Here is a 23,104-nt window from a genome sequence, read left to right as displayed (position 1 = left end):
AAAAGAGCAGCCGAAGCTGCTCAATATGTTAGTGCATGGATTCTACAGGCAACGCTTAAGCTTGGACCTTAGCGCTTCTGTGTCAGGGCACGACGCTCGAACTCGACGATGCGCTGACGGTAATGCTCGATGGTCTGGGCGGTCAGGACGCTGCGTTGATCGTCCTTGAGTTCGCCGTTGAGTTCCTGGGACAGCTTGCGAGCTGCCGCCACCATCACGTCGAACGCTTGTTTCGGGTGACGCGGGCCCGGCAAGCCGAGGAAGAAGCTCACCGCCGGAGTGCTGAAATGGTCGATGTCGTCCAGATCGAAGATGCCCGGCTTGACCGCATTGGCCATGGAGAACAGGACTTCACCGTTGCCGGCCATGCTTTCGTGGCGATGGAAAATATCCATCTCGCCAAAGCGCAGGCCGCTTTCCAGAATATTCTGCAGCAGGGCCGGGCCCTTGAAGCCGGCGGCGTCACGGCAGATCACGCTGATCACCAGCACCTCTTCGGCAGCCGGCTGGTCCTTGACGGATTCTTTATGGGCGCCCTTGGCCGGGGACTCATCCGGGAAGTCGTCATCACGGCTGCTGAAGCTCGGGCCTTCTTCCAGGTCCAGGTTCAGGTCGCCCTGGGATGGCTCGCTGGCCGCGCTGCGCTTGCCGCGCTTGGGTTCACGGGCTTCACGCACCGGTGCGCTCATCGACGGCAGGTCGTGCTCGTCCAGGTGCGGTTCTTTATGGTTGTCCAGGACACGCGGTGGCCCCAGCAGCTCGGCGCTGCCGTCGTCGTCCGGCAAATTGGACAGGTTGCGGTCCAGGCGAAATTTCAACTTGCCCTTGCCGCCACGCATCCGGCGCCAGCCATCAAAAAGAATACCGGCAATGACAATAATGCCGATGACGATCAGCCACTCGCGCAGACCGATTTCCATGTAATCCCGTGCCTCTAATAAAAAATGCTGAAAAATAAGGGGTTTAGCACCGTGCAAACCGCTTTAAAACGTGGCGCCAACTCTATGTTCTGAATGACGTTTTGCCCACGCATACGAAAATTTGACATTAAACTAGCACGACCAAAGATAACTTTACACCGTCTGTCAAAATGCCTTGAACAAATATGTCCATTTGCCACTTTTCCCAGACCGGTAAATCACCTTACGTCCTGCTGAAAATCCTCCTTCGACCTGCGGCTCAGGATTCCACCAGCGCCATCGCCTCTTCGACATCCACCGCCACCAATCGCGAACAGCCCGGCTCGTGCATCGTCACGCCCATCAATTGATCGGCCATTTCCATGGCGATCTTGTTGTGGGTGATATAGATGAACTGCACCGTCTGGGACATCTCTTTAACCAGTCGGGCGTACCGTCCAACGTTAGCGTCATCCAGCGGGGCGTCAACTTCGTCGAGCATGCAAAACGGCGCCGGGTTCAACTTGAAGATCGCAAATACCAGGGCCAATGCGGTCAGTGCCTTCTCGCCACCAGACAACAAATGGATGGTGCTGTTCTTCTTGCCCGGAGGCCGCGCCATGATCGTTACCCCTGTATCGAGTAGATCTTCGCCCGTCAGTTCCAAGTAAGCGCTGCCACCACCGAAAACTTTCGGGAATAACGCCTGTAAACCGCCATTAATCTGATCAAAGGTATCTTTGAAGCGATTACGGGTTTCCTTGTCGATCTTGCGGATCACGTTCTCCAGGGTGTCCAGCGCTTCGACAAGATCGGCGTTCTGCGCATCCAGATAACGTTTGCGCTCGGACTGCTGCTGGTACTCGTCGATGGCCGCGAGGTTGATCGCGCCGAGTCGTTGAATGCGCGCGGCAATCCGCTCAAGTTCTTCTTCGGCTTCTTTCTCGTTGGCCTCGGCGGTCAGGGTATTGAGCACGCCGTGCAGGTCGTAGCCGTCTTCCAGCAACTGGTCTTGCAGGGTTTTGCGGCGCACCGTCAGGGCCTGCCATTCCATGCGCTGCTGTTCGAGCTGGCCTCGGATCAGTTGCGACTGTTGCTCGGCCTGGGTCCGGCGTTTTTCTGCGTCGCGCAGTTCGCGGTCGGCGTCTTCCAGGGCGATCTGGGCGGTCTTGAGCTCTTCGTCGACGGTCATGCGCTTGTCGAGCAACTCTTCAAGCTTCAGGCGCAGCTCTTCCAGCGGGGCCTCGCCCTCCTCCAGGTTGAGGCTCAGTTGCTCGCGTTTTTCGGTCAGGCGTTCGGACTGCATTTCCAGGCGCTCAAGGGCCTGGCGCGTGGAGTCGTGCTGCGCCCGCAGGGAGCCGAGGCGCACGGCCAATTGATGGGCGTGATCCTTGTGCTGGCGAGCTTCCTGGCGCACCCGGTCGAGGCGCTCGCGCAAGCTGTCGCGCTGGGCCAGCAGCAACTCGCGCTGCTCGGTGTCCAGGGCCATGCTGTCGAGGGCTTCCTGCAATTGCAGGCGTGCTTCGCCGACTTGTTCGTGTTCGAGGGCGCGTTGCTCGCCCATCTCGGCCACTTCTTCGTCGAGCCGGGTGCGGCGCAGGGTCAGTTGCTCGACCTTGGCCTTGCTCGCCGAGAGCTGGGCTTTCAATTCGCCCTGCTGGCGCGCTTCGTCCTGCAACAGCCGGCGCAGGTGTTCGCGGCCGGTCTCTTGCTGGCGCTGGGTGGCGCGCAGGGTTTGCAGCTGGTTTTCCAGGGACTCGAGTGTGGCTTCGCGCTCTTCGCGCTCGGCGGTCAGGTTGACGATTTCCTGGCCACGGGCCAATACGCCGCTTTCCGCTTCGCTGGCACGCCGTACCCGCAAAAAGTGCCGGCCGACCCAAAAGCCATCACGGCTGATCAGGCTTTGCCCGGCGGCCAACTGCCCGCGCTGGGCCAGGGCCTGCTCAAGGCTGTCGACCGGCTTGACCTGGCCGAGCCAGGGCGACAGGTCAATCGCCGCCTCCACTTTATCCAGCAGGCTGCCCGGCACGCGAGTGCCGTCCGCCGCCGGGCTGAGCAAACGCAGATCGCCCTGGGCAAAACCCGCCAGGTCAAACCCGCCAAAATCATCCACCAGCACCGCTTGCAGGTCGGCGCCGAGCACGGTTTCCACCGCCAGCTCCCAACCGGCTTCAACCTTCAGGCCTTCGGCCAGGCGCGGACGCTCGGCCAGGTGTTGGTCACGCAGCCATTCAGCCGTGCCGGTGCCCGGGTCAAGCGCCGCTTGCTGCAAGGCTTCCAGGGAAGCCAACCGGCCGTTGAGCCGCTGCAAATCGCCCTGGGCCTGCTGCTGTGCCTGGGTCGCCTGCTGCAGTTGCTGACGCAATTGCTCGAGGCGCTCCACTTGTTGTTCTTCGCTGGCTTCCAGCTCTTCCAGCGTCATTTCGCTTTCGGCGAGTTTCTCGCTCAGTTCGAGGATCGCTGCATCTTCCGGGTCGGCAGCGAGCAGCACGCGCTCTTCCACCAGGCGCCGCTGACGCTCGGCCAGGCGCTCCATGCTGGTTTCCAGTTGCTGGATGCGTGACTGCTGCACCTCAGCCTGGCGGCGCGGCTCGGCAGATTGCAGGTTGAACGTGTCCCACTGCTCCTGCCAGGCGTGCATGGTGGTTTCGGATTCTTCCAGGGCCGCAGCGGCTTCCTCGGCAGCGGCGCTGGTGACTTCCTGCTCGGGAGTGAGCATGTCCAGCTCCTCCCCAAGGGTCAGCAGCAAGGTGCGGTCGTGGCCCAGGTGCGATTCGGTTTCCAGGCGCGCACGCTCGGCTTCTTTCAAGTCGTCCTGCAACTGGCGCAAACGCTGCTGGCCGTGCTGGATGCTCTGCTCGACCCGGGCGATATCGCCGCCCACCGAATAGAAGCGCCCCTGCACCAGATTGAAGCGCTCGGACAGGTCATGGTGACCGTCCCGCAGGCGTTCGATGCTGGCGTCGGCATTGCGCTGCTCGGCCACCAGGGCTTCGAAGCTGATTTCCTGGGTGCCGATGATTGCTTCGCGCTGGCCCACCTGGTCATTCAACGCCTGCCAGCGCAGGGCCGACAGTTGCGCCTTAAGCTGACGCTCCTCGCCCTTGTATTCCTGATACTTCTCGGCGGCCTGGGCCTGGCGGTGCAGGCGCTCCAGCTGGCGCTCCAGCTCTTCACGCAGGTCAGTCAGGCGGGCAAGGTTTTCATGGGTACGGCGGATACGGTTTTCGGTCTCGCGGCGGCGCTCCTTGTACTTGGAGATGCCGGCCGCTTCCTCGATAAAGTTACGCAGGTCTTCGGGCTTGGCTTCGATCAGCTTGGAGATCATCCCCTGTTCGATGATCGAATAGCTGCGCGGGCCCAGGCCGGTACCGAGGAAGATGTCGGTGATGTCCCGGCGGCGACACTTGGTGCCGTTGAGGAAGTAGCTGTTCTGGCTGTCGCGGGTCACTTTGCGGCGAATGGAGATTTCCGCATAGGCCGCGTACTCGCCCACCAGGGTGCCGTCGGAATTGTCGAACACCAGTTCGATGCTGGCCTGGCTCACCGGCTTGCGGCTGGTGGAGCCGTTGAAGATGACGTCGGTCATCGACTCGCCACGCAGGTTTTTTGCGGAGCTCTCGCCCATCACCCAGCGTACGGCGTCGATGATGTTCGACTTGCCGCAGCCATTGGGCCCGACCACTGCCGCCATGTTACTGGGGAAGTTCACCGTGGTCGGGTCGACGAAGGATTTGAACCCCGCCAGTTTGATGCACTTGAGCCGCACGCTTAGGCTTCCGCCAACGCAGCAATGACCAGCGAGCAACTGCGCTCGCCGTAGGCCGAGAGCACCAGGCGAATCTGCGGCAGGTCACGGGCCAGCACGGCGGCGAGCAATTGCTCGAACAGCACCAGGTACTCGCTCATGGACGCCTTGCGCTGATCCAGCGCCAGGTAATAGGCGCGGTTCATCGCCGGCTGCAGGTTCTCGACGGTTTCCTGCAGGTACGGGTTGTTGGCGAACGGATAGGCGGCACGCATCACGTTGAAGCTCTCTTCGACGAAGGCGCGGATGTCCTGGCGTTCGAAGCTGGCGATCAGGCGCTGCTGGATTTGCACGAACGGCGCCATGTCGGCCTGGGTCTGCCAGCCGGCGGCGACCGCATTGCCCAGCAGGATGTACAGCTCGCCCATCAGCGTGCACAGGCTTTGCACCTTGTGGGCAGTCAGCTCGGTGACGTGGGCGCCACGGCGCGGCAGGATCGCAATCAGGTGCCGGCGCTCGAGGATCAGCAAGGCTTCGCGCACGGAACCACGACTGACATTCAGCGCCAGTGTGACCTTCTGCTCCTGGATCCGCTCCCCAGGCTTGAGATCGCCGCGAATGATACGTTCGGCGAGGTGGTGAGCGATTTGCTCGGCAAGACTATCCGGCGCCTTGAACGTCATGTTTTCCCTTCAAAATCTTCTATCGGTACAAGCGCGGCAGTGTAGCGCACTTGCCGGTTGATGGCGTACGGCCCACAGAGCGGAATTTGGCATGAAATAAGCAGCCATTAAAGTCCAGAAGCCCCCAAAAACGGCGGTTCCAGAGAACTGGACCATAATTAAGGATGTTGATATCGCATTTTCTTGACCTTTCGGTCAGAAAATCGTTGACCGAAAAGTCAGACATGACTAGATTCGGCGCAAAGCGGTTAACAACAATAATGAGTCTGCGAGGCCTTCCGTGATCCAGTTTTTACTAAACCAGGAGCTCCGTAGCGAGCACGCCCTGGACCCGAACCTGACCGTGCTCAACTATTTGCGTGAGCACCTGGGCAAATCCGGCACCAAGGAAGGCTGCGCCAGCGGCGACTGTGGCGCCTGCACCGTGGTAGTCGGCGAGTTGCACACCGACGATCAGGGCGCCGAGCAGATTCGCTATCGCAGCCTCAATTCGTGCCTGACGTTTGTCTCGTCCCTGCACGGTAAACAACTGATCAGCGTCGAAGACCTCAAGCACCAGGGCCAACTCCACAGCGTGCAACAGGCCATGGTGGAGTGCCACGGCTCGCAATGCGGCTTCTGCACCCCGGGCTTTGTGATGTCGCTGTTCGCCCTGCAAAAGAACAGTGATGCACCCGACAGCCAAAAGGCCCACGAAGCCCTGGCTGGCAACCTCTGCCGCTGCACCGGCTATCGCCCGATTCTTGCCGCCGCCGAACAGGCCTGCTGCAACAAGCCCCAGGACCAGTTCGACAGTCGCCAGGCCGACACCATCGCCCGCCTGAAAGCCATCGCCCCGACGCAAACCGGCGAGTTGAACAGCGGCGACAAACGCTGCCTGGTGCCGCTGACCGTCGCCGACCTGGCGGACCTTTACGACGCTTACCCACAAGCCCGGCTGCTGGCCGGCGGCACCGACCTGGCGCTGGAAGTCACCCAGTTCCACCGCACGCTACCGGTGATGATCTACGTCGGCAATATCGAAGAGATGAAGCGCATCGAAAGCTTCGACGACCGCCTGGAAATCGGCGCCGCCACCTCACTCTCCGACTGCTACACCGCACTCAACAACGAATACCCGGACTTCGGCGAATTGCTTCACCGCTTCGCCTCGTTGCAGATCCGCAACCAGGGCACCCTGGGCGGCAATATCGGCAACGCCTCGCCCATCGGTGATTCGCCGCCACTGCTGATCGCCCTCGGCGCGCAGATCGTGCTGTGCAAGGGCAACACCCGCCGTACCCTGGCGCTGGAAGACTACTTCATCGACTACCGCGTCACTGCCCGCCAGGACAGCGAATTCATCGAGAAAATCATCGTGCCCAAAGGCGTGCCGCTGTTCCGCGCCTACAAGGTTTCCAAGCGCCTGGACGATGACATCTCTGCCGTCTGCGCGGCCTTCAACCTGAAGATCACTAACGGTGTGATCGACGATGCCCGCGTGGCGTTCGGCGGCATGGCCGCCACCCCGAAACGCGCGAAGAACTGCGAAGCCGTACTGAACGGCGCCACCTGGAACTCCGCCACAGTGGAAAAAGCCTGCGCGGCCCTGGCCGAGGATTTCACCCCGCTGTCGGACTTCCGCGCCAGCAAGGAATACCGCCTGCTCAGCGCACAGAACCTGCTGCGCAAATACTTCATCGAACTGCAAACGCCGCACATCGAGACTCGGGTGACCGCTTATGTCTAACCATCACGCCGTGGAAAAATCCCAGGCCGAACTCGCCGAACTGTTTGCCAAGGACCTGACCAGCGGCGTCGGTCGCAGCGTCAAGCACGACAGCGCCGCCAAGCATGTCTCGGGCGAAGCGCAGTACATTGATGACCGCCTGGAATTCCCCAACCAGTTGCACCTCTACGCACGCATGTCGGACCGTGCCCACGCGAAGATCCTCAGCATCGACACCGCGCCCTGCTATGCATTTGAAGGCGTGCGCATCGTCATCACCCACGAAGACGTGCCGGGTCTGAAAGACATCGGCCCGTTGATGCCCGGCGACCCGTTGCTGGCCATCGACACCGTGCAGTTCGTCGGCCAGGTGGTGCTGGCCGTCGCCGCCCGCGACCTGGAAACCGCACGCAAGGCGGCGATGGCCGCTGTGATCGAATACGAAGACCTGGAGCCGGTGCTGGACGTGGTCGAGGCGTTTCGCAAAAAACATTTCGTGCTCGACAGCCACACCCACCAGCGCGGTGATTCGGCGGGCGCACTGGCGACCGCGAAGAACCGTATCCAGGGCACCCTGCACATCGGCGGCCAGGAACACTTCTACCTGGAAACCCAGATCTCCTCGGTGATGCCCACCGAAGACGGCGGCATGATCGTCTACTGCTCCACGCAAAACCCCACCGAAGTACAGAAGCTGGTGGCCGAAGTACTCGACGTATCGATGAACAAAATCGTGGTCGACATGCGCCGCATGGGCGGTGGTTTTGGCGGCAAGGAAACCCAGGCCGCCAGCCCGGCATGCCTGTGTGCGGTGGTCGCACGCCTCACCGGCCAGCCGACCAAAATGCGCCTGCCGCGTGTCGAAGACATGCTGATGACCGGCAAGCGCCACCCGTTCTATATCGAGTACGACGTAGGCTTCGACGACAGTGGCCGGCTGCACGGCATCAACCTGGACCTGGCGGGCAACTGCGGTTGCTCACCGGACCTGTCGAACTCGATTGTCGACCGCGCAATGTTCCACTCCGACAACTCGTATTACCTGGGCGACGCCACCGTCAACGGCCACCGCTGCAAGACCAACACCGCGTCCAACACCGCTTACCGCGGCTTCGGCGGCCCCCAAGGCATGGTCGCCATCGAGGAAGTGATGGACGCGATTGCCCGGCACCTGGCCCTCGACCCGCTGGCCGTGCGCAAGGCCAACTACTACGGCAAGACCGAGCGCAACGTCACCCACTACTACCAGACCGTCGAGCACAACATGCTCGAAGAGATGACCGCCGAACTCGAACAAAGCAGCCAGTATTTCGAGCGCCGCGAAGCGATCCGTCGCTATAACGCCAACAGCCCGATCCTGAAAAAAGGCCTGGCACTCACACCGGTAAAATTCGGCATTTCCTTCACCGCCAGTTTCCTCAACCAGGCCGGTGCGCTGATCCATATCTACACCGACGGCAGCATCCACCTGAACCACGGTGGCACCGAGATGGGCCAGGGGTTGAACATCAAGGTCGCGCAGGTGGTGGCCGAGATTTTCCAGGTGGAAATCGACCGCGTGCAGATCACCGCCACCAACACCGACAAGGTGCCCAACACCTCGCCGACGGCGGCGTCCAGCGGCGCCGACCTGAACGGCAAGGCCGCACAGAATGCTGCCGAAACCATCAAGCAGCGCCTGGTGGAATTTGCCGCGCGCAAATATGAAGTCAGCGAGGCCGACGTTGAATTCCACAACGGGCATGTGCGGGTCCGCGATCACATCCTGACCTTTGAAGCGCTGATCCAGCAGGCGTATTTCGCCCAGGTGTCGCTCTCCAGCACGGGCTTCTACAAGACCCCGAAAATCTTCTACGACCGCAGCCAGGCACGTGGGCGGCCGTTCTACTACTTTGCGTTCGGCGCGGCCTGTTGCGAGGTGATCGTCGACACGCTGACCGGCGAGTACAAGATGCTGCGCACCGACATCCTGCATGACGTGGGCGCCTCGCTGAACCCGGCCATCGACATCGGCCAGGTCGAAGGCGGCTTCATCCAGGGCATGGGTTGGCTGACCATGGAAGAGCTTGTGTGGAATAACAAGGGCAAGCTGATGACCAACGGCCCGGCCAGCTACAAGATCCCGGCGGTGGCCGACATGCCGCTGGACCTGCGGGTGAAGCTGGTGGAAAACCGCAAGAACCCGGAAGACACGGTGTTCCATTCCAAGGCCGTGGGTGAGCCGCCGTTCATGCTCGGTATTGCCTCGTGGTGTGCGATCAAGGACGCCGTGGCGAGCCTGGGTGACTATCGCCATCAGCCGAAGATCGATGCACCGGCGACGCCGGAGCGGGTGTTGTGGGGCTGTGAGCAGATGCGCCAACTGACCGCTGCAAAAGCTGTGGAAACGGAAACCGAGTTGGCTTCGCTTTAGACCGAGGCGCTGCCTTCGCGGGCAAGCCCGGCTCCCACATTTTGATGTGTGAACCCAATCAAATGTGGGAGCGGGCTTGCTCGCGAAGGCGGTCGAACTGACAACAGAGATGTTGAGGTAAACATGAACAACTGGATCAGCGCCCTCGCCGACCTGCAGAACCAGGGCGAACCCTGCGTGCTGGTGACCATCATCGAAGAGCTCGGCTCCACGCCGCGCAACGCCGGTTCGAAGATGGTGATCAGCGCCGCCCACACCTTCGACACCATCGGTGGCGGGCACCTGGAATACAAGGCGATGCAGATCGCCCGGGACATGCTTGTGCGCGGCCAGCAAAACACCCACCTGGAGCGCTTCAGCCTCGGCGCCAGCCTGGGCCAGTGCTGCGGCGGCGTGACGGTGCTGTTGTTCGAACCCATGGGCCAGGTGCAGGCGCAGATCGCGGTGTTCGGCGCCGGCCACGTGGGCCGCGCGCTGGTGCCGTTGCTGGCCAGCCTGCCGTGCCGGGTGCGCTGGATCGATTCCCGGGAACAGGAATTCCCGGAACACATCCCCCAAGGCGTGCGTAAAATCGTCAGCGAAGAGCCGGTGGATGAAATCGACCACTTGCCTGTGGGCAGTTACTGCATCGTCATGACCCACAACCACGCGCTGGACCTGGAGCTGACCGCCGCCCTGCTCAAGCGCAATGACTTCACCTACTTCGGCCTGATCGGCTCGAAGACCAAACGCGTCAAGTTTGAACACCGCCTGCGGGATCGCGGTTTCGACACCGCGCAACTGCAACGCATGCATTGCCCGATGGGGCTGACCGAGGTCAAAGGCAAACTGCCTGTGGAAATCGCCATCTCCATCGCCGGCGAAATCATCGCCACCTATAACGCCAACTTCGGCCAGCACACTGCGAGCGCCGAACCCATTGCCAAACTGCTGCCGGTATCCCGCCGCAGCCAAGCGACTAACTGAGACGACCATGCCTTTGACACGCAAAGCCTACCGTGCCGCCATTTTGCACAGCATCGCCGACCCTGCCGAAGTGGGGATCGAAGCCTCCTATGAATATTTCGAGGACGGCCTGCTGGTGATCGACAACGGCCAGATCAGTGCCCTTGGCCACGCCAGCGACTTGCTCGCCAGCCTGCCCGCCGACATCGAAGTCACCCATTACCAGGACGCGCTGATCACCCCCGGCCTGATCGACACCCACATCCACCTGCCACAGACCGGCATGGTCGGTGCCTATGGCGAGCAGTTGCTGGACTGGCTCAACACCTACACCTTCCCGTGTGAAAGCCAGTTCGCCGACAAGGCCCACGCCGAAGAAGTCGCGGATATTTTCATCAAGGAACTGCTGCGCAACGGCACCACCACCGCGCTGGTATTTGGCAGCGTGCACCCGCAGTCAGTGAACTCGTTTTTTGAAGCGGCCGAGAAGCTCGACCTGCGGATGATCGCCGGCAAGGTAATGATGGACCGCAACGCGCCGGACTATTTGACCGACACCGCCGAATCCGGCTACGCGGAGAGCAAGGCGCTGATCGAGCGCTGGCACGGCAAGGGCCGTTTGCACTACGCGGTGACGCCACGTTTCGCACCGACCAGTACACCTGAACAACTGACCCTCGCCGGGCAGCTGCTGGGGGAATACCCGGACCTCTACATGCAGACTCACATCAGTGAAAACCTGCAGGAAGTGGAATGGGTGAAAGAACTGTTCCCGGAACGCAAGGGTTACCTGGACGTGTACGACCATTACAAACTGCTGGGTGAACGCTCGGTGTTCGCCCACGGTGTGCACCTGTGCGACGACGAATGCGCGCGGTTGGCAGAAGCCGGTTCGGCAGTCGCGTTCTGCCCGACGTCGAACTTCTTCCTGGGCAGCGGTTTGTTCAACCTGCCGATGGCCGAGAAGCACAAGCTGAATGTCGGCCTGGGTACGGACGTCGGCGGTGGCACCAGCTTCTCGCTGCTGCAAACCCTGAACGAAGCGTACAAGGTGATGCAACTGCAAGGGGCGCGCTTGAGTCCGTTCAAGTCGTTGTACCTGGCGACCCTGGGTGGTGCTCGGGCGCTGCGTCTGGAAGACAAGATCGGCACGCTGCAACCCGGCACTGACGCGGACTTCCTGGTACTGGATTACAACGCCACCCCGCTGCTCAGCTATCGCCTGAAGCAGGCCAATAACATCGCCGAGACGTTGTTTGTGTTGATGACACTGGGGGATGACCGGGCGGTGTTGCAGACGTATGCGGCGGGGCAATTGGTGCACCAACGCTGATTTAACAGGTACAACAAAACAAATGTGGGAGCGGGCTTGCTCGCGAAGGCGGTGTGTCAGTCGCTGGATGTGCTGACTGATCCACCGCCTTCGCGAGCAAGCCCGCTCCCACATTTAGTTAGTGGCGAGCCTGGAAAATTACAGTTTTACAGACGAGCGCCCCGGCTTCTTTGTCTGCAACAGATGCGAGAACACTGCATGCAGATCGTCAGAAGCGCTTTCCTCATCGAGGTTGAGCTTGCTGTCGATGTGATCCATGTGATGCATCATCAGGTTCACCGCCAAATCCGCATCCCGCGCTTCGATCGCGTCGATCAACTGCGTGTGCTCATCGTAGGAACAGTGCGAGCGGTTGCCGCTTTCGTACTGGGCGATGATCAACGAGGTCTGGGACACCAGACTGCGCTGGAAACTGATCAGCGGGGCATTCTTCGCCGCCTCGGCCAGCTTCAGGTGGAACTCGCCGGAAAGCCGGATGCCCGCGCCGCGATCGCCCCGGGAGAAGCTGTCGCGCTCGTCGTTGACCATCTGCCGCAGCTCGGCCAGTTGCTCGGCCGTGGCATGCTGCACCGCCAACTCAGTGATCGCACGCTCCACCAGGCGCCGGGCGAGGAATACCTGGCGGGCTTCCTCGACGCTCGGGCTGGCCACTACCGCACCACGATTAGGCCGCAGCAGTACCACGCCTTCATGGGCCAGGCGCGACAGCGCGCGGCGAATGATGGTGCGGCTGACGCCGAAGATTTCGCCCAGCGCTTCTTCACTCAATTTGGTACCGGGCGCCAGGCGTTGTTCGAGGATCGCCTCGAAGATATGCGCGTAGACGATATCGTCCTGGGTTCCACTGCGACCGGCCTTACCGGCTCGCGGTTGTTTCTTGAGGGGCTGCAACTGTTCGTTCATGGGCACTCGGGTCGGGAGAACGGCGGCGAATTGACGTTGACTGTAATACGGCACAGAGGGTCGCTGGCAAGTATCGCGTAAAATCAGCGCACATTGTACACAACCCAGTGCGCCAACACACTGTACGGCTGTTTGGGGCGCCGGCTGTATTGCAATGAATCGTTACGTTTGAGTTTAGGCTTGATTCCACGTTTTCTCCTTTGCAGGAGCGAGCTTGCTCGTGAAAAACGTCCAGGCAGCGCATTCCTTCAGGGTGCCAGCGTCATCGTTAGCGACCTTCGCGAGCAAGCTCGCGCCTACAGACAACCCGGTAAAAGGAACACCGCCCCATGTCCGACGTCCCCCAAGCGCGATTACGCCCACTGGCCGACACTTCGCCTTCGGCCATCGTCGCCGGTTTCATTGCCATGATGACCGGCTACACCAGCTCCCTGGTGCTGATGTTTCAGGCTGGCCAGGCTGCGGGCCTGACCACCGCGCAAATTTCCTCGTGGATCTGGGCGATTTCCATCGGCATGGCGGTGTGCAGCATTGGTCTGTCCCTGCGCTATCGCACGCCGATCACCATTGCCTGGTCCACACCGGGCGCGGCGCTGTTGATCACCAGCCTGGGCGGCGTCAGCTACGGCGAGGCCATCGGCGCCTACATCACCTGCGCGGTGCTGGTGACCATCTGTGGGCTGACCGGCAGCTTCGAAAAACTCGTCAAGCGCATCCCCGCGTCCCTGGCGGCCGCCTTGCTGGCGGGGATTCTGTTCAAGATCGGCAGCGAGATTTTCGTCGCCGCGCAGCACCGTACCGGGCTGGTACTGGGGATGTTCTTCACTTACCTGGTCATCAAGCGCCTGTCGCCGCGTTATGCCGTGCTCGCGGCACTGCTGATCGGCACGGTGCTGTCCGGGCTGATGGGGCTGCTGGATTTCAGTGGCTTTCACCTGGAAGTGGCAACGCCGGTGTGGACCACGCCGCACTTCTCCCTGGCCGCGACCATCAGCATCGGCATCCCGCTGTTCGTGGTGGCCATGACCTCGCAGAACATGCCGGGTGTCGCGGTGCTGCGGGCCGACGGCTATAACGTACCGGCGTCGCCATTGATTACTACCACCGGCCTGGCCTCGCTGGTGCTGGCGCCGTTTGGCTCCCATGGCATCAACCTGGCAGCCATCAGCGCGGCGATCTGCACCGGCCCTCATGCCCATGAGGATCGCAACAAGCGCTACACCGCCGCGGTCTGGTGCGGGATTTTCTACGGGATCGCCGGGGTGTTTGGCGCGACATTGGCCGCGTTGTTCGCCGCCCTGCCCAAGGAACTGGTGCTGTCGATTGCGGCACTGGCGTTGTTTGGCTCGATCATCAATGGCCTGAGCATCGCCATGAATGAACCCAGGGAACGGGAAGCTGCGTTGATCACCTTCATGGTCACAGCGTCGGGGTTGACGTTGTTTTCCATCGGTTCGGCGTTCTGGGGGATTGTCGCGGGGGTGTTGACGCTGGTGATTCTGAACTGGCGCAAGGCCTGATTCTTTAGACCCAGTAACGAAAAAGCGACCCGGGCGGGTCGCTTTTTCATGACATCAGACTGCCGGGTTAATCGGCTTTTCTGGGTGCCAAGCGTCCAGCAGGGCGCTGACTTCAACGCGGGTCAGCTCTGGACGAGCCTTCAGCCACGCTTCAACAGCGGCACGCTGTTCTTCGTTGACCGAACCACGGGTGGCTTTGCAAACCAGACCGAAGTCATCACCGCCGACGTAGTCCAGGCCGTTGCCGTCCATCGCTTCAGTCAGGAATGCTTCGAGGAAAGCGTCAACCGCTTCATCGTCCAAACCTTCTTTGAAGTCCAGGTTCAGTTCGAAACCCAGCTCTTGAAATTCATCAACGCACAGTTTTTTGCGCAGACGCCGGGAACGGTTAGTCGCCATTGGAACAATCCTCTTAAGTAATAACGGGCGGCACTTTAGCAGTTTAAGCAGGCCTTTGCCCGATTCTCTGGGACAGGCGGCAGAGTGCCAGTAAAAAAAACCGCCAATTGCAGCTATCGTTCAGCCACAAGTGCGACAGCCTTGGGGCATAATGCCGACACTTTCATGACCATTGAGGGATTTTTCGTACATACCCCTCACCTTTTTACCCCCTCAGCAGTAGGGTTTTAATTCTTATGATCAAATCTTTGCGTCCACTGTTACTCGCCAGTTTTCTTCTGCCCCTGGCCTTTTCCGTTACCGCCGCCCCGATCAACACTTCCCTGCCGCCCAAGGTCCAGGAAGCCCTCCAGAAAGCCAAGCTGCAAAACAATGCCCTGTCCCTGGTGATGATTCCCCTCAATGGCCCGGGCACACCTACCGTGTTCAACGCCGACGTGTCGGTCAACCCGGCCTCGACCATGAAGCTGGTCACCACCTACGCGGCCCTGGAAATGCTCGGTCCCAACCATCAGTGGAAAACCGAGTTCTACACCGACGGCACCCTGAGCGGCGGGATCCTGAACGGCAACCTGTACCTCAAGGGCGGCGGCGACCCCAAGCTGAACATGGAAAAACTCTGGCTGCTGATGCGCGACCTGCGGGCCAATGGCGTGCAGCAAGTGACCGGCGACCTGGTGCTGGACCGTGGCTTCTTCATCCCGCCGCAACTGCCGGAGTTCAATGACGACGGCAACGACGAGAACAAGCCGTTCCTGGTCAAGCCCGATGCCTTGATGGTCAACCTCAAGGCGCTGCGCTTCGTCACCCGCAATGATTCGGGCAAGGTGCTGGTCTCGGTCGAGCCGCCGATTGCGAGCATCCGCATCGACAACCAGGTCAAGGTCTCCAACGCCAAGCAATGCACCGGCGATGTGCGCTACAGCCCGATGACCGCCGCCGACGGCAGCGTCACCGTGACCGTCAGCGGCCAGTTGGCGGACGGCTGCAGCTCGCAGACGTATCTGTCGTTGCTGGACCACGCCACCTACACCGCCGGCGCCGTTCGGGCGATCTGGAAGGAACTGGGCGGCAGCATCCAGGGCCGCGACATCCAGGCGCCGGTACCGAAGAACGCCAAAGTGCTGGCTCGTGCGTTCTCGCCGGACCTGGCGGAGATCATCCGCGACATCAACAAATACAGTAACAACACCATGGCCCAGCAGTTGTTCCTGAGCCTGGGTGCGCAGTACCGCACCGATGCCGACGGCGACGACGCCAAGGCCGCCCAGCGCGTGGTGCGCCAGTGGCTGGCGAAAAAAGGCATCACCGCGCCGCACCTTGTGATGGAGAACGGCTCCGGCCTGTCCCGTGCTGAACGGGTCAGCGCCCGCGAGATGGCGACCATGCTGCAAGCGGCGTGGAGAAGCCCGTACGCGGCGGAGTACATCAGTTCGCTGCCGATTGCCGGCACCGACGGCACCATGCGTAAACGCCTGAAGACCACGGCCATGCGCGGCGAAGCCCACGTCAAGACCGGCACCCTGAACACCGTGCGGGCGATTGCCGGGTTCAGCCGCGACAACAATGGCAATACCTGGGCTGTAGTGGCGATTCTCAACGATCCGAAACCGTGGGGCGCGTCCTCGGTACTGGACCAGGTGCTGCTGGACCTGTATCGCCAGCCGAAACTGGCGGCGGCGGCCCCGGTCCTCTAACAGCAGCAAATATCAAATGTGGGAGCTGGCTTGCCTGCGATGTATACGCCTCGGTCTATCAGGAATACCGAGGTGATGCTATCGCAGGCAAGCCAGCTCCCACATTGATCTCTAATAGCTTGAATGGCCGTGCACTTCAGGCAAGCACCCGCTCTGCCTCAACTCTGTCCCTGCCCGCCTGCTTGGCGGCATAGACACCCGAATCCGCCCGCAGCAACAAGCTGTCGACGCCCTCCTCGACCCGCCAACTGGCGACCCCGAAGCTCGCCGTCACCGTGCCGACACCTTCCATCGGCTCACCGCGCAACGCCTGCCACAACTCCAGGGCAACACTGAACGCCTGGCTGCCGTCGGTATTGGCGCACAGCACCACAAACTCCTCGCCGCCCAGCCGGCAAAACACATCCGTGCGTCGTAACCGCTGGCTGATGCGCCGGCATAACTCCTTGAGCACTTCATCACCCACCGCGTGACCATGCTGGTCGTTGATGCGCTTGAAGTGATCGATGTCGAACATGATCACCGACAACGCCCCCGAGGCACGCTTGACCCGGATCATCTCGGCCTTCAGCCGGTCCTGGAAGTAGCGTCGGTTATGAATGCCGGTCAGGGAATCGGTAATCGACAGCGCCCGCAGCTCTTCCTCGACCCGCTTGAGATCGGAAATATCCGACACATAGCCATGCCATAACGTACCGCCACCGGCCAGCTCTTCCGGCGTCGCCTCACCGCGAACCCAGCGCAGCCCCCGATGGGGCAACTGCACCCGGTATTCTTCACGCCAATGGCTCAGTTGCAGGGTGGACAGGCGAATGGACTCCCGTACCCGCTCGACATCCAGCGGATGAATCCGCTCGAAGACCTTTCGCGCATCCTGCTGCAACACCCCAGGCTCGATTTCGTAGATGTCGCGGATGCCATCGCTGGCATAAATGAAACGCGAGACATTGTTCGGTTCCAGGATGAACTGGAAAATACCGCCGGGCACATGGGCGCTGAGTTTCTTCAGCAGGCGGTCCCGCGCGGCCAGTGCCTCATAGGCGCGCTTCTGCTCGGTGACATCCAGGCAGATCGCCAGGTGCCCGACCCACAGGCCATGCTCGTCCAGCAGAACAGTGGCGAGCATGTTCACCGTCAGTTGGCTGCCGTCCTTGCGCACCAGCGTCCACTCGCGGGCCTCATGCACTGCATCGGCGCTGTCCACCAGCATCGCCTGGGCTGGCGCGATGCGCTTGCCGAGGATTGCGCTCAATTGCGCGGCACGGGCTTCCAGCTCGGGGGCCAGGTGCAGGCTTTCGAGGGTCAGGTGGCCCAGTACCTCTTGTGCTTCAAAGCCCAGCATCTGCTCGGCGCCGGCGTTGAAGGTGGTGATCACACCGCGCAAGTCCGTCGCGATGATCGCCACCTGGGTGGCCGCATTGAGCACGCTGCGCAGTTGGCCGTGGGTGCCTCGCAGCTCCTGTTCCCGCTGACGCAATTGGGCGGTGCGCTGCTCCACCAGCTTCAATGCGCGCTGGCGCTGGCTGACCACCACGTAGAGCAACGCACTGAGCAGCACACTCAGCAGGCTGCCCATGACCAGGATACTGACCAGCGACGAGTGATTGCCCTGCTGGAACACCTGGCTGGGGCGCAGGCTCAAGGCGTAGACGTGGTCGCCGAGCGTCAGCCGGCGTGCTGCCACCAGGTCACTGTCTGCCACGGGGTTGCTGGATTCGTACAACACCCGTTGCTCTGCATCGGAGGTGTCGACAATCTGCATCACCAGGTTGTCCCGTGCGGCCTTGGGCAAGCCATCGGCCACCAGCTGGCGCATGCTGATCACCGCCATGACGTAGCCGTAAGGTTCACTGTTGGGCACTTGTGTCGTCGGTGCCCGGCTGACCGGTGCCACCAGCAATACACCCATGGCATAGGCCGGCTCCACACCCACCAGTTGCATGGGCTGGGACACCGCCATCTTCCCTGACTGTTGCGCACGCTCCACCGTCGAGCGCCGCAGTGGTTGGGCCAACAGGTCAAAACCCAGCGGCGAGCCGAGAATGCTCTGGGTCTGGCTGTACAGCACCGGCACATACTCATCGCGATCAGTCGCCGGGGTCAGTCCGCCCGCCGCATTCAATTCACGAATGGAGAAATTCGCACCGCGCTCCGCCGTGATTGCCTGCTCGAACGCACCGCGCTGGTCACGCAAAACCCGGGGTGCCCAGGCATAGGCGCGGGTACGCAACAGCAAGGGCTGCGCGAACCCTTCGAACTCTTTGCGCGAGACTGTATTTGAATTGACGAAGAACCGCCGCAGGCTGCCCAGGCGTTGTTCCTGGTCCTCGAAACGCTCCTGGAGACGGCTGTAGCGCTCGTTGACCAGCAGTTGAAAGCGCTGGCGCATCTGCTGCTGGTAAAGCTCGGACGCGGCCCAGGCGACGACAATCGTCAGCGCGATACCGGCCAGCAACACCACCACCGCCACCAGCCACGCCGACACCTGCTCACTGATAAAGCCTAGGATTTTCGGGCGGACGGCATGCAGCGGCATAGACAAGACTCGGAACGCCAGCGTGCGGGTGCGTCACTTTGGCCAGGTCCTAAGTTATAGCCACAGGACTTGCGTTTGACCAGCGCAAAAAAAAGCCGCAAGGCCGGAATGATCCGGGCCTGCGGCTTCAGAACGCAGTGATCAGCGCGCGGTGATTTTCCACGCCCGATGGATCTTGGCGTTACGCGCAAAATCCGGGTCGATGGTCTTGTCGCTGATCTCTTCGACGGCATACCGCTCGACGAGGTTGTCTTCCAGTTGGAACTTGCGGAAGTTGTTCGAGAAGTACAACACGCCGCCCGGTGCCAGGCGCGCCATGGCCAGGTCCAGCAACTGCACGTGGTCGCGTTGCACGTCGAAGATGCCTTCCATGCGCTTGGAGTTGGAGAAGGTCGGCGGGTCGATGAAGATCATGTCGAACTCATCGCGGCTGGCTTCCAGCCAGGCCATCACGTCGCCCTGCTCCAGGCGGTTCTTGTCGGAGAAACCGTTGAGGGAGAAGTTGCGGCGCGCCCAGTCCAGGTAGGTCTTCGACAGGTCGACGCTGGTGGTGCTGCGCGCGCCACCCTTGGCGGCGTGCACACTGGCGGTGGCGGTGTAGCAATACAGGTTGAGGAAGCGTTTGCCGGCCGCCTCTTTCTGGATGCGCATGCGCATTGGACGGTGGTCGAGGAACAGGCCGGTGTCCAGGTAATCGGTCAGGTTGACCAGCAACTTGACGCCGCCTTCGCTGACCTCGGTGAACTTGCCCTGGGCGCTCTGGCGCTCGTACTGCTTGGTGCCGCTCTGGCGTTCGCGACGCTTGACCACCACACGGTTCTTGTCGATGCCCAGCGCCTGGGGAATGGCCGCCAGGGCATCGAACATGCGTGCCGAAGCTTTTTCCGGGTCAATCGACTTCGGCGCCACGTATTCCTGGACGTGGACCCAGTCGTGGTACAGGTCGATGGCCATGGAGTATTCCGGCATGTCGGCATCGTACACACGGTAGCAATCGACGCCTTCGCGCTTGGCCCACTTGCCCAGCAGTTTCAGGTTCTTTTGCAGGCGGTTGGCAAACATCTGCCCGCCTTCGCTCAAGCGCGCCTGCTCGACCACTGGGGCCGGGGCGGGTTTGATCGGATTCCCGTTCTTGTTGTACTGGCGCTCTTGCGGCTCGGTCGGCGCCTGGTCGTAGGCCGCTTGCTCGCGCTCGGCCTGGCGTTGTTCCGGGGTGCGACGCTCGCCGGTGACGAACTGGTCCGGGGTGACCTTGATCAGCAGCAATTTGCACGGCAAGGCGCCGTTCCAGAACGAATACTGTTTGTGGCTGCGGATGCCCATGCGCTTGCCCAGGTCCGGAGCACCGGTGAACACCGCCGCTTCCCAGCCCAGGCACGCCTGGCGCAGACGCTCGCCGAGGTTCTGATAGAGGTACAACAGGCTGGCTTCATCACCCAGACGCTCGCCATACGGCGGGTTGCAGATCACCAGGCCTTTCTGGTTCTGGTCCGGACGCGGCTCGAAGGTACCGACTTCGCCCTGGTAGATCTTGATCCAGTGGCTAAGGCCTGCGCGTTCGATGTTGTTACGGGCGGGCTGGATCAGGCGAGGATCCGCCTCGTAACCACGAATCCACAGCGGTGGCTTGGCCATGCCGATGGCGGCACGTTCGCTGGCCTCTGTGTGAAGTTTTTTCCACAGCGCCGGAACGTGGCCAAGCCAGGCGGTGAAACCCCACAGCTCACGGTTCAGGTTGGGCGCCATGTCGGCGGCGATCATCGCGCCTTCCACCAGGAAGGTACCGACGCCGCACATCGGGTCCGTCAGCGCGCCGCCTTCGGCAGCGATGCGCGGCCAGCCGGAGCGAATCAGGATCGCCGCCGCCAGGTTCTCTTTCAACGGTGCCGCGCCCTGCTGCAGGCGGTAGCCGCGCTGGTGCAGGCTGTGGCCGGACAAATCAAGGGAAAGGATCGCTTCGCCACGGTCCAGGCGCAGGTGGATGCGCAGGTCCGGGTTGATCTTGTCGATGGATGGACGTTCGCCGGTCGGGGTGCGCAGCTTGTCGACAATCGCATCCTTGACCTTCAGCGCGCCGAAGTGGGTGTTGTCGATGCCAGAGCCATGGCCGCTGAATTCAACGGCCAGGGTGCCGTCGGCGAGCATGTGGTCTTCCCACTCGATGTCCAGCACCCCGTGGTACAGGTCTTCGGCGTCCTTCATCGGGAAGCGCTTGAGCACCAGCAACACGCGGTTGGCCAGGCGCGACCAGAGGCACAGGCGGTAGGCGGTCTCCATGTCGGCCATGCCGCGCACGGCCGAGGTGTGCTCGCGGGCTTCCTCAAGGCCAAGCCCCACGGCTTCCTCGATCAGCAGGCCTTCGAGGCCCTTGGGGCAAGTGAGGAAGAGTTCAAAACGGTCCGACATGGGGCATTCCAGGCTTTTCAGCAATAAGTGAACGGGCGACGCATCGCGCGTTCGGTTTTCAATCAAGCGCTTTTCTTGAAGAACGCTCGTGTGGCACGAATGTGCCGTTCCACCCCGGCTACCGGCCTTTCGGGCCTTTATCGACGGGGCAGTTCAAGTATTTGAAGCAACAAGAAGAAACATTCCGACCCTTCGTCGAATAATAACCGCCTGCAACAGGCGGACATTCTCACTAAAGGATTAAACCCGTCCTCTTTGAAGGGCACATCATAGCTGGGTTTGCCCAACAAAAGGGGCGAAAAGCCATCCCAGCTTATGGCTATAGCATCATTATCGTTACGTGCTTATGACAAAACGATCATTGAATCCATGTGACCTATTGGTTAGAACTCAACACAGGTTGGCGCCGTAACGACGCCGACACATAGCTCGCCACGCCGGCAGCGAGCGCACCAACGGCAGAAAAACTCTGCCCGGCCTCGGACGAGGCCGAAGGATATCAAGACAGTCAACAAGTGAGGGAAACACCCTATGAGAAGACTTAAGCGTGATCCGTTGGAAAGAGCATTTTTACGCGGATATCAATATGGCGTTCATGGCAAATCCCGTGAGCTTTGCCCATTTACTCTACCGTCGGTACGCCAAGCCTGGATCAACGGCTGGCGAGAAGGACGCGGCGACAACTGGGACGGTATGACTGGCACTGCGGGAATCCACAGACTCAACGAACTTCACGCCGTCGGCTAATCAAGGGCATTTAATTCCGACACCAGCACGAATACGCAACCACTTAACCACGCACGCCCCATCCGGGCGGCGGGCTTCGGCCCAGGGGCTCCTTCAAGGAGCCCTTTTTATTGCCTGTTGTCAGCCGCGCGGCAATGCCGCAATCGCATCCACCGCCTGGCGAATCAACGCCGGGCCCTTGTAGATAAAGCCGGAGTACAACTGCACCAGGCTCGCGCCGGCGGCGATTTTCTCGGCCGCGTGCTTGCCCTCGGTGATGCCACCCACGGCAATGATCGGCAAGCGCCCTGCCAACTCGGCCGCCAGCACCTTGACGATGTGGGTGCTCTGGTCGCGTACCGGCGCACCGGACAAGCCGCCCGCTTCGTCACCATACGCCAGGCCTTCGACACCGACGCGGCTCAGGGTGGTGTTGGTGGCGATCACCGCATCCATGCCCGAATCCACCAGGGCCTGGGCCACCAGTACGGTCTCTTCGTCGTTCATGTCCGGGGCAATCTTGATTGCCAGGGGCACACGCTTGCCGTGGCGCACAGCCAAATCTTCCTGGCGCTGACGCAAGGCTTCGAGCAGTTGCTTGAGGGAGTCGCCAAACTGCAGGCTGCGCAGGCCCGGGGTGTTAGGCGAGCTGACGTTGACCGTGACGTAGCTGGCGTGGGCGTAGACCTTGTCCAGGCAAATCAGATAGTCATCCACCGCACGCTCCACCGGCGTGTCGAAGTTTTTGCCGATATTGATCCCGAGGATACCGGTGTACTTCGCCGCCTGAACCCGTGACAGCAGGTTATCCACACCCAGGTTGTTGAAGCCCATGCGATTGATGATCGCCTCGGCTTCCGGCAGGCGGAAGATCCGCGGCTTCGGGTTGCCCGGCTGCGGCCGTGGGGTCACGGTGCCGATTTCGACAAAGCCAAAACCCAGCTGCGCAAAACCGTCGATGGCCGCGCCGTTTTTGTCCAAACCCGCAGCCAGGCCTACCGGGTTGGGGAAATCGAGCCCCATCACCGACACCGGCATTTTCGCCGGGGCCTTGCACACCAGGCCATTGAGCCCCAGGCGGCCACCGGCACCGATCAAGTCCAGGGACAGATCGTGGGAAGTTTCCGGAGAGAGTTTGAACAACAGCTGGCGGGCCAGGGTATACATGGGCGGGCTTGACTCGGATGG

At 61.4% G+C, this 23,104-nt stretch carries 15 protein-coding genes; 7 read left to right on the top strand and 8 right to left on the bottom strand.

Annotation, left to right across the window (positions count from 1 at the left end):
• Positions 1 to 68: 68 nt before the first annotated feature.
• The 3 genes from zipA to JV201_RS07710 all read right to left on the bottom strand — a co-directional run bounded on the left by zipA (position 69) and on the right by JV201_RS07710 (position 5,330).
• Positions 69 to 920, bottom strand: a complete 852-nt coding sequence (gene zipA, locus JV201_RS07720) for a cell division protein ZipA (protein WP_219406705.1) — start codon at positions 918 to 920, stop codon at positions 69 to 71.
• 259 nt (positions 921 to 1,179) lie between these two features.
• Positions 1,180 to 4,668, bottom strand: a complete 3,489-nt coding sequence (gene smc, locus JV201_RS07715; protein ID WP_003219082.1) for a chromosome segregation protein SMC — start codon at positions 4,666 to 4,668, stop codon at positions 1,180 to 1,182.
• Between the two features lie 2 nt (positions 4,669 to 4,670).
• Positions 4,671 to 5,330, bottom strand: coding sequence for a GntR family transcriptional regulator (locus tag JV201_RS07710; protein ID WP_003219085.1), 660 nt, complete (start codon positions 5,328 to 5,330; stop codon positions 4,671 to 4,673).
• 280 nt (positions 5,331 to 5,610) lie between these two features.
• Here JV201_RS07710 and xdhA point away from each other — a divergent pair, with 280 nt between their 5' ends.
• The 4 genes from xdhA (at position 5,611) to guaD (ending at position 11,729) form a co-directional block, all read left to right on the top strand.
• Positions 5,611 to 7,059 (top strand): xanthine dehydrogenase small subunit, encoded by a 1,449-nt coding sequence (xdhA, locus tag JV201_RS07705; RefSeq protein WP_219406704.1) that lies wholly within the window; start codon positions 5,611 to 5,613, stop codon positions 7,057 to 7,059.
• Positions 7,052 to 9,451, top strand: coding sequence for a xanthine dehydrogenase molybdopterin binding subunit (gene xdhB, locus JV201_RS07700; RefSeq protein WP_003219089.1), 2,400 nt, complete (start codon positions 7,052 to 7,054; stop codon positions 9,449 to 9,451). Before xdhA ends, xdhB begins: the two co-directional genes overlap by 8 nt.
• A gap of 123 nt (positions 9,452 to 9,574) precedes the next feature.
• Positions 9,575 to 10,417: a xanthine dehydrogenase accessory protein XdhC gene (xdhC, locus tag JV201_RS07695; RefSeq protein WP_102368368.1), complete on the top strand. Its 843-nt coding sequence runs from the start codon at positions 9,575 to 9,577 to the stop codon at positions 10,415 to 10,417.
• Positions 10,418 to 10,424: 7 nt separating this feature from the next.
• Complete coding sequence (gene guaD, locus JV201_RS07690) at positions 10,425 to 11,729, top strand: guanine deaminase (protein WP_003219093.1); 1,305 nt, start codon at positions 10,425 to 10,427, stop codon at positions 11,727 to 11,729.
• 138 nt (positions 11,730 to 11,867) lie between these two features.
• Here guaD and JV201_RS07685 read toward each other — a convergent pair whose 3' ends face one another.
• The gene (locus JV201_RS07685; protein WP_003219095.1) at positions 11,868 to 12,632 is read right to left on the bottom strand and encodes a GntR family transcriptional regulator; all 765 of its coding nucleotides are present in this window, start codon (positions 12,630 to 12,632) and stop codon (positions 11,868 to 11,870) included.
• A gap of 329 nt (positions 12,633 to 12,961) precedes the next feature.
• Here JV201_RS07685 and JV201_RS07680 point away from each other — a divergent pair, with 329 nt between their 5' ends.
• On the top strand, positions 12,962 to 14,152 hold the full coding sequence (locus JV201_RS07680) for a benzoate/H(+) symporter BenE family transporter (protein WP_219406703.1): 1,191 nt from the start codon (positions 12,962 to 12,964) through the stop codon (positions 14,150 to 14,152).
• A 54-nt stretch (positions 14,153 to 14,206) separates the two neighbouring features.
• Here the strand turns inward: JV201_RS07680 and JV201_RS07675 are convergent, their stop codons facing one another.
• Positions 14,207 to 14,551 carry a YggL family protein gene (locus JV201_RS07675; RefSeq protein ID WP_003219101.1) on the bottom strand — a complete coding sequence of 115 codons (345 nt, stop codon included), beginning with the start codon at positions 14,549 to 14,551 and terminating at the stop codon, positions 14,207 to 14,209.
• A gap of 236 nt (positions 14,552 to 14,787) precedes the next feature.
• On the opposite strand from JV201_RS07675, the gene dacB reads away from it, so the two are divergent.
• Positions 14,788 to 16,248 carry a D-alanyl-D-alanine carboxypeptidase/D-alanyl-D-alanine-endopeptidase gene (dacB, locus tag JV201_RS07670; RefSeq protein ID WP_003219103.1) on the top strand — a complete coding sequence of 487 codons (1,461 nt, stop codon included), beginning with the start codon at positions 14,788 to 14,790 and terminating at the stop codon, positions 16,246 to 16,248.
• Positions 16,249 to 16,384: 136 nt separating this feature from the next.
• Here dacB and JV201_RS07665 read toward each other — a convergent pair whose 3' ends face one another.
• Both JV201_RS07665 and rlmKL read right to left on the bottom strand, forming a co-directional pair.
• Positions 16,385 to 18,784, bottom strand: a complete 2,400-nt coding sequence (locus JV201_RS07665; RefSeq protein ID WP_219406702.1) for a diguanylate cyclase — start codon at positions 18,782 to 18,784, stop codon at positions 16,385 to 16,387.
• Positions 18,785 to 18,925: 141 nt separating this feature from the next.
• Entirely contained in the window at positions 18,926 to 21,190 is a 2,265-nt protein-coding gene (gene rlmKL / locus JV201_RS07660; RefSeq protein WP_003219107.1) for a bifunctional 23S rRNA (guanine(2069)-N(7))-methyltransferase RlmK/23S rRNA (guanine(2445)-N(2))-methyltransferase RlmL, read from the bottom strand.
• A gap of 531 nt (positions 21,191 to 21,721) precedes the next feature.
• On the opposite strand from rlmKL, the gene rmf reads away from it, so the two are divergent.
• On the top strand, positions 21,722 to 21,937 hold the full coding sequence (gene rmf / locus JV201_RS07655) for a ribosome modulation factor (RefSeq protein WP_002553055.1): 216 nt from the start codon (positions 21,722 to 21,724) through the stop codon (positions 21,935 to 21,937).
• A 120-nt stretch (positions 21,938 to 22,057) separates the two neighbouring features.
• On the opposite strand, the gene JV201_RS07650 is transcribed toward rmf, so the two are convergent.
• Positions 22,058 to 23,083 carry a quinone-dependent dihydroorotate dehydrogenase gene (locus tag JV201_RS07650; protein WP_003219118.1) on the bottom strand — a complete coding sequence of 342 codons (1,026 nt, stop codon included), beginning with the start codon at positions 23,081 to 23,083 and terminating at the stop codon, positions 22,058 to 22,060.
• Between the last annotated feature and the right edge of the window lie 21 nt (positions 23,084 to 23,104).

This window comes from Pseudomonas sp. Colony2, from assembly GCF_019382755.1.
In the GTDB taxonomy this organism is placed as follows: Bacteria; Pseudomonadota; Gammaproteobacteria; order Pseudomonadales; family Pseudomonadaceae; genus Aquipseudomonas.
This window is presented reverse-complemented; position numbering and strand designations above follow the sequence as displayed.